The sequence below is a fragment of the Kaistella yananensis genome (assembly GCF_026107505.2).
Lineage (GTDB): Bacteria > Bacteroidota > Bacteroidia > Flavobacteriales > Weeksellaceae > Kaistella > Kaistella yananensis.
Genome location: NZ_JAPCHZ010000001.1, coordinates 204,468 through 216,823, shown reverse-complemented (window position 1 = coordinate 216,823; position 12,356 = coordinate 204,468). Strand labels below are relative to the sequence as shown.

The 12,356-nt window shown below is 44.4% G+C and carries 11 protein-coding genes; 3 read left to right on the top strand and 8 right to left on the bottom strand.

From position 1 onward, the window contains the following. Positions 1-167: 167 nt before the first annotated feature. The 6 genes from OK344_RS00965 to glyA all read right to left on the bottom strand — a co-directional run bounded on the left by OK344_RS00965 (position 168) and on the right by glyA (position 7,801). Complete coding sequence (locus OK344_RS00965; RefSeq protein WP_265143022.1) at positions 168-2,492, bottom strand: GumC family protein; 2,325 nt, start codon at positions 2,490-2,492, stop codon at positions 168-170. A gap of 4 nt (positions 2,493-2,496) precedes the next feature. Next, complete coding sequence (locus OK344_RS00960) at positions 2,497-3,300, bottom strand: polysaccharide biosynthesis/export family protein (RefSeq protein WP_265143020.1); 804 nt, start codon at positions 3,298-3,300, stop codon at positions 2,497-2,499. 73 nt (positions 3,301-3,373) lie between these two features. Beyond that, positions 3,374-4,015 carry an outer membrane beta-barrel protein gene (locus OK344_RS00955; RefSeq protein WP_265143019.1) on the bottom strand — a complete coding sequence of 214 codons (642 nt, stop codon included), beginning with the start codon at positions 4,013-4,015 and terminating at the stop codon, positions 3,374-3,376. A 1,530-nt stretch (positions 4,016-5,545) separates the two neighbouring features. Next, a complete protein-coding gene (locus tag OK344_RS00950; protein ID WP_265143597.1) occupies positions 5,546-5,959 on the bottom strand; it encodes a regulatory protein RecX in 414 nt (137 codons plus the stop codon). A 62-nt stretch (positions 5,960-6,021) separates the two neighbouring features. Beyond that, on the bottom strand, positions 6,022-6,387 hold the full coding sequence (locus OK344_RS00945; protein ID WP_265143018.1) for a four helix bundle protein: 366 nt from the start codon (positions 6,385-6,387) through the stop codon (positions 6,022-6,024). Positions 6,388-6,535: 148 nt separating this feature from the next. After that, positions 6,536-7,801 carry a serine hydroxymethyltransferase gene (gene glyA / locus OK344_RS00940; RefSeq protein WP_265143017.1) on the bottom strand — a complete coding sequence of 422 codons (1,266 nt, stop codon included), beginning with the start codon at positions 7,799-7,801 and terminating at the stop codon, positions 6,536-6,538. A 749-nt stretch (positions 7,802-8,550) separates the two neighbouring features. Here glyA and OK344_RS00935 point away from each other — a divergent pair. Next, complete coding sequence (locus OK344_RS00935) at positions 8,551-8,871, top strand: DUF6370 family protein (RefSeq protein ID WP_265143016.1); 321 nt, start codon at positions 8,551-8,553, stop codon at positions 8,869-8,871. Between the two features lie 113 nt (positions 8,872-8,984). Here OK344_RS00935 and OK344_RS00930 read toward each other — a convergent pair whose 3' ends face one another. Further along, the gene (locus OK344_RS00930) at positions 8,985-9,479 is read right to left on the bottom strand and encodes a Smr/MutS family protein (RefSeq protein WP_265143015.1); all 495 of its coding nucleotides are present in this window, start codon (positions 9,477-9,479) and stop codon (positions 8,985-8,987) included. A gap of 272 nt (positions 9,480-9,751) precedes the next feature. Between OK344_RS00930 and OK344_RS00925 the strand changes: the two genes are divergently transcribed. Beyond that, complete coding sequence (locus OK344_RS00925; protein ID WP_265143014.1) at positions 9,752-10,471, top strand: DUF3822 family protein; 720 nt, start codon at positions 9,752-9,754, stop codon at positions 10,469-10,471. A 165-nt stretch (positions 10,472-10,636) separates the two neighbouring features. After that, the gene (locus OK344_RS00920; protein ID WP_265143013.1) at positions 10,637-11,230 is read left to right on the top strand and encodes an RsmD family RNA methyltransferase; all 594 of its coding nucleotides are present in this window, start codon (positions 10,637-10,639) and stop codon (positions 11,228-11,230) included. A 182-nt stretch (positions 11,231-11,412) separates the two neighbouring features. Here OK344_RS00920 and murI read toward each other — a convergent pair whose 3' ends face one another. Continuing rightward, the gene (gene murI / locus OK344_RS00915) at positions 11,413-12,243 is read right to left on the bottom strand and encodes a glutamate racemase (protein ID WP_265143012.1); all 831 of its coding nucleotides are present in this window, start codon (positions 12,241-12,243) and stop codon (positions 11,413-11,415) included. Positions 12,244-12,356 lie beyond the last annotated feature (113 nt).

Sequence of the window (12,356 nt, the reverse complement as noted above, 5' to 3'; positions counted from 1 at the left end):
GCGCGGTGCTAAGTTCTGGGTGTTTTTTAGATGCCAGAAGCTAAATGCCATAAGCCAAACGCCAGCCTCCATCACCCGCATTCCTCACTAAACCACTACACCACTTAACCACAAACCACTCAACCACTACCACATTCAAGCACTCCATCACTCAACCATCCAGCATCCTACAGTCCAAATCTCTTCCACCACTTGATTTTCTGGCGGTGTTCTTCGGAATAGTAGCCATAGCCAATCGTAGTTCCGTAACGGGTATTCTCAGGTTTTACACTGTTGAGGACGAAGGCCATATTATCGATTCTGTTTTCGTTGCGGAACCCGTAAGCGAAGTCGATCATATCTTTCTCGGTAAAATCTGATTTCACGACATAGAGTACAGCGTCGGCATGTTCGATGAGGTGAAGGGTATCACTCACCAGCATCACGGGCGCGGAATCGAGGATGATATAATCATAGCGTTTTTTAAGTCCGGCAAGCATGGTGTCGAATTTCTGCATGTCGAGCAGGTCATTCGGGTTCGGGGCGATTTGTCCGCCAAACATCACATCCAGATTTTCATGCAGACCTGAAGGCCTTATAAAAGCATCCGGCTCCTGATCGTCAGAGACCAGATAATCGGTGAGCCCGGTATTTTTGCCCTTAAAAAAGCGGTCGAGTTGAGGATTACGGATATCGGCCCCGATGATGAGTACGGAACTGCTTCCGGCTAACGTCACCGCTGTATTCATGGAAACCGTGGTTTTACCCTCTCCTTTGATGGAGGAAGTAACGAGCACCACGCCTCCCTTTTCCTGATTTTTTGCCTTGAGAAGGAATTTAAGGTTGGAACTCAGAATCCTGAAGGATTCGGAAAACACAGAAAAATCATTGGCATGCACCAGCTCATCCGGCGTGTCCTGTACCGGGATTTCACTGATGATGGAAGCGTCCGGAAAATGTGCCAGGATATGTTCCTTCGTATGCACCTTGGTATCCAGCGTGTTTTTGGCGAAGAAGAACACCAGCGGAAGCAGGAAACCTGCTGCAAGTGCGCCCAGAATAATCTGCTGGTTCTGAGGCTGTACTTTGCCGGTGGTAAACGCCGGGTTTACGATTTTGGCTTTGGGAGCCGTAACCGCCAGGGTAATGGCATTCTCTTCCCTTTTCTGTAAAAGGTAGAGGTACAGCTGTTCTTTCAGCGTCTGCTGACGGTCGATGCTTCGGAAAATCTTTTCCTGAGTCGGGTATCGGCTGATATTGCCTTTCGCAACATTGAGCTGGGCATTGGCCTGGGCGATCTGAAGCTGCAGGGTCTCGCGGCTTTCCATCAGATTCTTGCGGATGAGGTTGCGCAGCGCACCGATCTGTTTGTTCATCTCTACCACGGCCGGATTCTCTCCGGTGGCCTGCTTCAGCACGCGGTTCCGGGTGAGCAGCAGTTCGTTGTACTGTGTAATTGCCGTTTCAGCACCGGAATTAAGTCCCATTCCCGAAGGAAGGAGCTGCTCACTGCTGCTGGCGGAGAGTACCGAGTTTACGACATCAAGCTGCATGCTTTTCTCAACAACGGCTTTTGTATTTTCTTCGGCACTGCCTAAAGCGATACCCGCCTGCGCATCGAGGTTGGTAATCTGGTTGGAACGCTTGAAATTTTCTTTCTGTCCTTCGATGCCTGAAAGGTCTTCCGTGATGATTTCCAGTCTTTCATTGATGAAATTCTGGGTATTCTGGGCCTCCTCATTTTTATCGTTCACCCCGTCAATAAGGTACTGTTTGGTAAGTTCATTGAGAATATCCTCAGACTTTTGGGGAACAGGACCTACCATTGAGACTTCCATCAGCATTCCTTTGTTGGGCGGAAGACTTACATTGATGCTTCCTTCCAGTCCGCCAACTACCCTTGCAAGATTCTTAAAGACCACTTTCAAAGGGACTTTATTCCTGCTGCCGGGCTTCGCATCTACCTGAATCACACCAAAAGAAACCTGTACCGGGGTTCCGAAACGGTAGATTTTACCGGAGCCGGAAAGGCGGTACGAATTATTGCCCACGGGCGTCATTTCATACGTCGCACCACTGAAACCGGATGGATTGTTTAAACTGATGATTCTGATCTCGTAGGGAGAATTCTTATAGAGCTCAAATTCCTTGATCTTTCCTGAACTGTACACGGACACATCGAGGTTAAGATTACGCGCCACCTTCTGTAAGATGGGCTTGGAAACAATCAGCGTGGTTTCACCCTGAAGTTCATCTGAACCGCTGACTCCCATTCCGAGGTTTTTAAGATCGTTAAGGGCCGTCGTATTTTTACCCTTGGATTCGAGGAGTTTAAGGGAGGTTTTGGTATGGTACTGCGGCTCAGCATACCGCAGATAGATTTGTGCAGCGGTATAAAACACCGCCATGCTGATGAGGAACCACGGCCATTTCCTCAGGTATTTTATAATTTCTTTCTTAATGTTAAGGGGTTTCGCCTTCTGTACGGGTCCCGAAGTTTCTAAAAGTTCCATGTTTTTATTTTCGGGTTAATGAAATAATAAGCGTAACAAGTCCCAAAGCGATACCGCCATAACGGATCCATTTATCGGTTGCTGAATCATTGTTGACGGCCACCTGTTTGTTTCGGTCGGGCTCTACATACAAAATATCGTTCTGCTGTAAATAATAGTAAGGGGAATTGACGATCGAGGCCTCAGAAAGATCCAAAGACACGGTTTCATCTTTCCCTGTAGCTTCGGAAGTTCGGATGAGTTTCACATTCGTGCGGTTTGCGTCGTAAGTTAGATCTCCCGCCAGCGCAATGGCCTGAAAAATATTGAGTTTTTCTGTCGAACTGGTCTTCTGTCCGGGACTTTTCACCTCTCCGAGTACACTGATGTTGAAGTTGGTGAGGGTAATGGTCACCATAGGATCTGTCAGATAACGTTTAAGTCTGCTTTCAAGGTCTTCCTTAAGCTGCTGCTTCGTCATGCCTTTGCAGTACACCGCGCCAAGAACCGGGAAAATAATGGTCCCATCGCTATTGATGGTATATTCACTGGGGCTGCTTCCGGTATTGCCACCTGAGGTTCCTGATGTGGTATTTCCCGTCCGGTTCATGGTTGCAATATTGAATGGTCTTACCGCAATCTCATCGAAAGCAGAAACGAGGATTTGAAGCCGGTCACCTTCCTGGAGATGAAGGCCCGCGTATTTAGCCTGTGAAACTTCCTGTTGGAAGTTATCATTGGACATATAAACGATATTCTTTTTTGGTTTACAGGAAATCAGGAAGAGCGCAATAAATAAGATATGAAATACGGCTGCGTATTTTTTCATTGTTAAATTTTAAGATTACAAAAGTAAAGATATTTTCATCAGGCTGTAATCTTGGTCAAAAACCGTGCTGTTTCTACCACCAGTTTTCGTTCAGGTAATAATTTACGCCTAAAGCGATCAGCCTGTTATAGGTATTGTTACGGTCGTTATTCGGATATACCTTGCTGAAGCCTCTGTCGTAGCGAAGAAAGGCAGACCACTGCTGGGTGATCTTCAGACCTGCCCCGAAAGATACGCCGTATCCGAATTTATTAACTTCATCATCTAGATTATACTTATAATGAATCACATCATATGCAGGATCAACGGTTTCCTTCTGCCTTACCATATACTCAATCCGCGGTCCGGCAAACAGGAAAACGTCTCTCTTCATATTCCCTTTGTGGAAAAACCACTTGAGATAGATCTGCATGGCGGCATAATCATAATGGTATTTCTGTACCCCGAAACGGTCCACATTAACCTCTGCGTTTTCGCCCTGCATGCTGTATTCGATCTGTGGCACAAGATAAAGCCACGCAGAATCGAAGACATCATTCTCCACCAATGGAATCTCGGCGAAAACCCCTAATCCACCTCCGTATTTTCCTATAGATCGGTCGTGAACACCCACGATAGAGCCTCTGTGAATGTTCCCTGTTATTCCGTACTTAAGTGACTGCGCACTAAGGGTAACGGCTACGAATATGGCAAGGACTGTACTTATTTTTTTCATATCGGACAACATTGACTGTTTGTGTGTAACGTAATATTTGTGCAAATTAATTAAAATTATTTCAATAATGGGTATTTTTTTTAATCCCACCGCAGATTAACTTTAGTTAAAACGCCATTTTCAGAGAAGAATTGCCTGCAAGAGATGGGAGATGGGTGATTTTGGATGATGGATGATGGAAGATGGGTGATGGAAGCGGGAAGCAGGATGCAGGGATGGGGGGGGGGGTGCAGGATGCTGGGTGTTTCTGTGGATTTAGTGGGTTGGTGGATTAGTGGGTTAGTGGACTGGTGGAAGAATGCCGGACCGGGAAACCGGAAACTTTAACGGGCTAAACTTTGTCAAAGTTCTGTTCACGCGCATAAGCACTTTGACAAAGTTTTTTTCGGTTGCAGCGTTGGTTTCCCTTCGAACTTTGTCAAAGTTCTGTTCATACGAGTAAGTAATTTGACAAAGTTTGTTTGGGTAGCAGATTCGGTTGCCATTTTGAACTTTGTCAAAGTATTGTTATGCTGTTTAAAACTTTGACAAAGTAGCAAATTCATCCCATCACCACTCAAATACTCAATCACTCACCCACTAAACCACTCACCACTCACCCACTCACCCACTTTATTCACAAACCTTTGTCACGCTGTAAGCGTCTCTGCAAAGCAAGAAACCATTGTTCCGTTTCTGGAAAAATACAGGACTTAGGTTTCGGCTAAAGCCGGATACTACCGTAATTATTAAAATGGGCTAAAGCCCATTCCTATTGATATTTTGATAATGACTGAGAATACAGCCTGAACAGAACGCTGATAACGTGGAAGGAAAACCCCGTCACCACTAAAATACTCAACCACTAAACCACTCAACCACTCACCTTGAGAATCTCCTCATATAGGCATTTTGACAAAGTTAGTTTCGGCTGCAGCGTTAGTTTCCCTTCGAACTTTGTCGAATTATTGTCATGCCGTATAAAACTTTGATAAAGTAACAAATTCATCCCATCACCACTCAGGTAAATAATCACTAAACTACTAAACCACTAAACCACTCATCCACTCACCCACTTTATTCCCAAACCTTTGTCACTTTGTAAGCGTCGCTCCAAAGCAAGGAAACCATTGTTCCGTTTCTGGATAAATACAGGACTTAGGTTTAGGCTAAAGCCGGATACTACCGTAATTATTAAAATGAGCTAAAGCACATTCCTATTGATATTTTGATAACAACCCAGAATACAGCCTAAAAAGAACGCTGATAACAAGGAAAGAAAACCCCGTCATCACTCAAATACTCAATCCCTCAGCCACTAACCCACTCAACCAGTCGTCCATTAAATCACTAACCCATTCATCCACTAAACCACTCTGAATTCCTCCGCATTCGTGAGCCTCAGGCATCGGCAAAGCAGTATGATGAATGATGAGCAATAAGTGATAAGTAATGAAGCGTACTCCGGCGAATTTGGAGATACCTTCCAACACCCAGCTTCTAGCTTCCCTCTCCCAGCTTCCAGCACCCCTCACTAAACGACTCACCCACTCACCCACTCACCTTAAGAATCTCCTCATATTCAAAACCCCGCCCCAGCAGGTATTTAGTGGTCTTCGATTTCTTCTGATATTCCTTACCCGTCTGGCGGGCGTAGTACTGTTCATAGATTTTGAGGAGCGTCTTTTCATAATCCGCGTCATCGATTTCATCAAAACAACTGTTGATCAGCTTCTCCGGCACGCCTTTAAACTTCAGGTGGTTCCGGATTTTGTTGCGTCCCCAGGATTTGATATAAAATTTCCCACGGATATAGCTTCGGGCAAAACGCTCCTCATTGAGATAATTTTCGCGCATCAGGTAGAGCAGGATTTCTTCCTTCGCCTCCGGAATCAGCAGAAAATCCCGCATCTTCTGCTCCACTTCCTGGTGACACCGGTCCTGATAGCTGCAGTAAGCGGCCATTTTCTGTTTGATTTCGAGGAAAGTGTAAGATTTGTGTTCCAAGGCTGAGGTTGAGGTTGAGGTTATTTTCCCTTGTTCTCTATAGTTTTAATGATTTTATAAAGTTCGTGAACCAAATCTTCAATTTTTGAAATAATGGCAGATGACTGCTGCTCTTCAAAATACTTTACCAAGGTTCCGTAAATAAGGTGGTTTTTTGTTTCGTTTGCTGAGCCCCGAGAAAACCTATAAAACATTATCTTTTCCTTATCTCCACCTCTTCCAAATCCTTCAGAAATATTGGAAGAAATACTTTCGGCAGCTCTTCGGATTTGCGAAGTAAGTGCATAATCTTCTTTCTTCGGAAGCGATTTTGAAATCTCGAAAACTTCAACCGCGATATCCATCGCATGCTTCCAAACCGGCATTTGGGTAAAATCGGTGTACATAGATTGAGGTTAAGGTTAAGATTTAGGTTAAGGGTGAGGATGAGGATGAGGTGAATTTGGGGCATTAATGAAAGAAGCTGAACATAATACAACCTTACTTTTTACTTAAAACAAATCTCACTCAACCTAAACCTCAGCCTCAACCTAATTAATACTGAAACAGGGGCTTCTCATCCATCAGCGCATTCACTTTTTTGCGGACATCGCTGATAACGGCGTCGTCTTTAAGGTTCATCACGACCTCATTGATGAGTCCGGCGATGGTCGACATGTCGTTCTCCTTAAGGCCGCGTGTGGTGATGGCCGCCGTACCGAGACGGATTCCCGAAGTAGTAAATGCTGATTTATCATCAAACGGCACCATGTTTTTGTTGCAGGTAATGTCGGCTTTTACAAGGGCTTTCTCGGTTTCCTTGCCGTTGACCTTTTTATTTCGGAGGTCTACGAGCATCAGGTGATTGTCGGTTCCGCCACTCACGATATCGAAGCCGTTATCCGTCATGGCTTTGGCTAAAGCGCGGGAGTTGGCCACGACCTGTTTTGCGTAGATTTCGAATTTCGGGTCGATGGCTTCGGCGAAAGCCACAGCTTTTGCGGCGATGACATGCTCGAGCGGACCACCCTGAATTCCCGGAAACACAGAATTGTCGAGCACCGCGCTCATGAGTTTGGTTTCGCCTTTCGGCGTTTTGTGGCCGTAGGTATTTTCAAAATCTTTCCCCATCATGATCAGTCCGCCTCTCGGACCTCTTAACGTTTTATGGGTGGTGGTGGTTACGACATGGCAGTGTTCAAAAGGCGAACTCAGGAGTCCCTTCGCGATTAAACCTGCAGGATGCGCGATATCTGCCCAAAGCGTAGCGCCCACTTCGTCTGCCACTTCACGGAATTTCTTAAAGTCGATATCTCTGGAATACGCAGAATAACCCGCGATCATCATTTTAGGCTTTACTTCTAGGGCTTTCTGGCGCATCGCTTCGTAATCGATGAGTCCGCTTTCACGGTCTACGCCGTAGAAGTTGGCATTGTACTGAATCCCTGAAAAGTTTACGAAAGATCCGTGGGTCAAATGTCCGCCCATGGAAAGATCGAGGCCCAGGATTTTATCGCCCGGCTTAAGGATCGATAAGTAAATCGCGGCATTGGCCTGAGAACCTGAGTGAGGCTGAACATTCGCATATTCCACGCCGAAAAGCTCTTTGGCACGTTCAATCGCCAGGGTTTCCACTTCGTCCACCACTTCGCAGCCGCCGTAGTATCTTCTGCCGGGATAACCTTCCGCATATTTATTCGTGAGCACGCTGCCCATGGCTTTCATCACGTGATCTGAAACGAAGTTTTCTGAAGCGATCAGTTCAATTCCGTGGGTTTGTCTTTGTCTTTCCTGTTCGATAAGGTCGAAAATTGGATCCATATTTCTGAGTTATTATTGATAAACGATTATTAAGAATCCAAAAATACGGAAATTTTTCGGTAAGAATTTGGGACATTTCCGATAAAGTTCAGGACTTTGTTGAGGTTGAGGCTAAGTTTGAGAATAAGAATGAGGATGTGGATGGATTGAGGGTGGAGTTAAGGATGTAAGTGTGGACAATGAATAACGGTGGGCTTTGGACGTTGCCAGTCGAACGCTGTTAAAGTATTTTTATGGTCGCTTACTTTGTCAAAGTTCTGTTCATGCGCGTAAGTACTTTGACAAAGTTTGTTGGGTGGCAGCGTCGGTTACCATTCGAACTTTGTCAAAGTAGTGTTATGCTGTATAAAACTTTGACAAAGTGGAGGCTCACTTACTTTGTCAAAGTTCTGTTCACGCACATAATCACTTTGACAAAGTTTGTTTGGGTAGCAGGGTCGGTTACCATTCGAACTTTGGCAAAGTAGTGTTACGCTGTATAAAACTTTGACAAAGTGGAGGCTCGCTTACTTTGTCAAAGTTCTGTTCATGCGCATAAGTACTTTGACAAAGTTTGTTTGGGTAGCAGGGTCGGTCCCTTTTGACCTTTGTTAAAGTAGTGTTATGCTGTTTATAACTTTGACAAAGTAGCACATGCATGAGCAGTCTGATAAGGTTTAAAGCGTCTTCCTCCGTCTGATAAAGGACACCGTGACGGTAATCCTATTGAAATTCAGCAGAAAAACCTACTTTTACCTGAAATAATGATTATGAAAAATCTTCTTTTTGTATTCCTCATGTTTTCAGGAATCGCCATGAGTTCCCAAACGACCAAACAGAATACTCAGGTCGTAGAAGCAGCCTGCGGACAGTGCCAGTTTAAAATGAAGGGCAAAAAAGGCTGTGATCTGGCCGTAAAAATCGACGGAAAATCTTATTTTGTGGAAGGGACAAATATCGATGACCATGGCGATGCCCATGCTAAAGAAGGCTTCTGTAACACCATCCGCAAAGCTGAAGTCACAGGCAGGGTGAAAGGTGATACATTTGTTGCCACTTCCTTTAAACTTTTGCCAGCGGAGAAAAAGTGAGATTGCTGGGTGCTGGGTGTTTGAGTGGTATGGTGGTTTAGTCGTGTCGTGGTATCGTAATGAGCAGTTTTCGGTAAACCATTAACTCAATAACTTTTCCACTAGTCCACTCCTCATCTCAGTGTCACCATCACACTGCCTCTCTGATGGTAGAAAAAATCATGATCGTCGAACTCCAGGTTGGTTTGTCCGGTGAGGTAATCGTGTACCATGCGCTGTAAGACGCCGTCGCCGATGCCATGGATGATTTCGAGTTTCTTAAGGTTGTTTTTGCGGCAAAAGCCGATGGTTTCCTCCAGTTTTTCTTTCTGGATGAAAATTCTTTCAAACGCGTTATAATCCGAAGGGTTTTTCACCAGGTTTTCGAAATGTAAATCGAGTACCATATGCTTTCTGTTGTGTTTTTTAGAGCGCGGTGCGGAGATCTCCTTTTTGATGACGGTGGGCACCTGCGCGTAAATTTCAGGATCCTGCAGCACGAGTTTTTCTTTCTTTTCCTGGTGCGTAAAGCCGTGTTCATCCTTAAAAACCACCACTTCACCTTTTACAGAAATAATGGTGCCTTTCAGATTGTCATCAATGAGTGATATTTTATCGCCGGTTTTCATGAAATCGTTGTAGAATGCAAAAATAGGAATTTCTTACTTGTTCTTTTGACTGTGGAGGCACTTTGACAAAGTTTCTTTTTAGCGGGTCGGTTTCCGTTTTGAACTTTGTAAAAGTAGTATTATGCTGTTTAAAACTTTGACCAAGTAGCAGGCAAGGTATGCACTTTGACAGAGCCCGGCATACCAAACTGATCATTCCTGTTTTCAGCAGGCGATAATGTTTGCGGCGCGGACTCCTATTTTTTTATTAAATTTGCTCACGACAAAAAATTATGCAGAAACTTTCGCTACTTTTCACCAAAGACGGTTTACAGTACCAGATTTCTAAAAACAAAACCGTTTTAGAGGAACATTCTTATTTTGCTGAAGAAGAAAATCCGACAGCAACCGTCTCCCAAAAACTGGATGAAATTCTTGCGAAAAAAAACTACAGCGAAATCGCTGTAGTTTCGGCACTGAACCACTTCACCGTAATGCCCGAAGGATTTCCGGAACATGAGCTGGGCTATGATTTAATATCGTTCAACGCGCCTGTGGATCGGGAACACGAGGAGCTGATGCTTTCGGTGAACAAAAAACAGGGCGTTCAGTTTTATTATACTTTTCCCCGGAACCATTATCAGTCCATTAAAAAGCTGAACCTGCCAACGAAATTTAACTTCTCGGGCGAAAAATTCCGCCAGTCGCTGAATCTCAGAAATCAGAAAGAAATCCACATCAATCTCTACCATCACCAGTGCGAGTTTTTCGCTTTCGACCGTAAGAAAATGGTGCTGTACAATAATCTGGATGTGAATTCGGAAGTCGATTTTCTTTATTTCATCATGTTTACTTTAAGTAAAATAGGTTTCGGCATCAGTGAAACCCACTTTTTCGTGTACGGCGAAACGACCGAAAACGAAACTTTTATCACCGAACTCCGCAAATTTGTAAAAAACCTGAAGATTGTGTTTGATAACATTCCGAAGCGGAATTTTGTAATGAATGGATAATATTGGCTGGATGTGGAGTGATGCATGCGGGATGTAAGAAAAGTTTCCTGCTCAAATAAATCCTTTAAAATAATGAATCACATCATCGCATCTAGAAATAAACTTGATTAAACACCAAACATCCATCACCCAGCAACAGACACCCTTCACCCAACACCCATCATTATGTACAGAATTATCTCCGGAAAATGGAAATCCAAAAGAATCGCCGCTCCCAAAAATTTTGAAGTAAGACCAACCACCGATTTTGCGAAAGAAGCGCTCTTCAGCATTATTGAAAACCGTTACAATCTGGACGTGGCGTCAAGTTCGGTGCTGGATCTGTTTGCCGGAATCGGCTCGATTTCCCTGGAGTTCGCTTCGAGGGGATGCAATGATGTAAATTCCGTGGAAATGAACGCCAAACATTCAGGATTTATTCATGCCACCGCTGCAGAATTGGAAATGGGAATGCAGGTGAAGGTTCACCGTGGTGATGTTTTCGAATTTCTGAAGAAAAACAGAAACCGCAAATCGTATGAAATCGTTGTGGCCGACCCGCCTTTCGACATGGAAGAAAAGAAATATGACGAACTGATTTCGCTGGTTCTGAACAACAACTATGTGAAGGAAAACGGCGTCTTCATCCTCGAACACCAAAGCCGGATGAAGCTTCAGCACCCAAACTTACTCGACACCCGAAAATACGGGAATGTAAGTTTCTCTTTCTTTAAACCGAATGAGGCAGAGGATAAGGTTGAGGATGACGATAGAGATTAAGGTTAAGACAAGCAATTTCTTTTCAGATTTTAACCGCAAAAGCGAGAAAAGTTCCTGCCGTTTAAGCTTTTCAAAAGTCAAAAAAGGTGGGCATATCATAACGACGCATATAATCTCTGTAGAACTGCCGACTTCCCACTTCCAACTTCCCACTTCAAGCTTCCAACTTCAAGCTTCCAACTTCAAAGCACCTTCAGTTCCAGATTAATGGAGTTTCCGAAGAACTTCTTTGAAATCTTCTCGAAATTTTTCGTGAGATCCGAAAGATAAAACTGGTATTTCGGCTCCGGATTTCGGTCATTCAGCAGATGGTGTTTGTCAAGAATCATCTTCAGCTGGTTTGCGACAATGCTTGGCGAATCGATGACACGCACGCGGTTGCCGTAATACTGGCGGATTTCATCGATCAGCAGCGGATAATGCGTACAGCCCAGTATCAGCGTCTCGATATTCTTCAGCTTGCTGTTGCTGAGATAATTATAGATGATGGAATGCGTAATCGGATGGTTTTTAAAACCTTCTTCTATCGCGGGTACCAAAAGTGGCGTCGCGAGTTCGTCAACCTTGATAAACTTGTTGTGCCTGCGGATGGATTTTTTATAAAGTCCTGAATTTACCGTGGCTTTCGTTGCAATGACGCCCACATTGTTGTGAATTTCATACGCAACTTTTTCGGCTACAGGATTGATGACATCGATGACCGGAACTTTGCCGTCCACGAGCTCCAAAACTTCTGTGAGCGCATTGGCCGTGGCAGAATTGCAGGCAATGACGATGGCTTTACAGTTTTTCTCGAGCAGGAAACTCGTGATTTTGGTGGAATAACCTACGATGGCTTCCCTGGATTTTTCGCCGTACGGAAGATGCTTGGTATCGCCAAAATAAATGAGATCCTCGTGAGGCAATAATCTTTTAATCTCTTTAGCCACCGTTAAACCTCCCACACCGGAATCGAAAATCCCGATAGGCTGCTTTGCGGAAAGGTGACTGAAATCCTGTTGTTTCTTTTTCAAAGGGAAAGAAGTTTTTGCAAAAATAAGAAAAATGCGGGATGCGGGATGATGGGTGCCGGATGTTTCTTGACCGAATTCTAACGTTGATTTATGAAGTCTCCCGCAGATGACTC

What these genes read in the sequence shown, in the direction of transcription:
- OK344_RS00965 (WP_265143022.1), bottom strand. Translation starts at nt 2,492, where the DNA reads ATGGAACTTTTAGAAACTTCGGGACCCGTACAGAAGGCGAAACCCCTT.
- OK344_RS00960 (WP_265143020.1), bottom strand. Translation starts at nt 3,300, where the DNA reads ATGAAAAAATACGCAGCCGTATTTCATATCTTATTTATTGCGCTCTTC.
- OK344_RS00955 (WP_265143019.1), bottom strand. Translation starts at nt 4,015, where the DNA reads ATGAAAAAAATAAGTACAGTCCTTGCCATATTCGTAGCCGTTACCCTT.
- OK344_RS00950 (WP_265143597.1), bottom strand. Translation starts at nt 5,959, where the DNA reads ATGGCCGCTTACTGCAGCTATCAGGACCGGTGTCACCAGGAAGTGGAG.
- OK344_RS00945 (WP_265143018.1), bottom strand. Translation starts at nt 6,387, where the DNA reads ATGTACACCGATTTTACCCAAATGCCGGTTTGGAAGCATGCGATGGAT.
- glyA (WP_265143017.1), bottom strand. Translation starts at nt 7,801, where the DNA reads ATGGATCCAATTTTCGACCTTATCGAACAGGAAAGACAAAGACAAACC.
- OK344_RS00935 (WP_265143016.1), top strand. Translation starts at nt 8,551, where the DNA reads ATGAAAAATCTTCTTTTTGTATTCCTCATGTTTTCAGGAATCGCCATG.
- OK344_RS00930 (WP_265143015.1), bottom strand. Translation starts at nt 9,479, where the DNA reads ATGAAAACCGGCGATAAAATATCACTCATTGATGACAATCTGAAAGGC.
- OK344_RS00925 (WP_265143014.1), top strand. Translation starts at nt 9,752, where the DNA reads ATGCAGAAACTTTCGCTACTTTTCACCAAAGACGGTTTACAGTACCAG.
- OK344_RS00920 (WP_265143013.1), top strand. Translation starts at nt 10,637, where the DNA reads ATGTACAGAATTATCTCCGGAAAATGGAAATCCAAAAGAATCGCCGCT.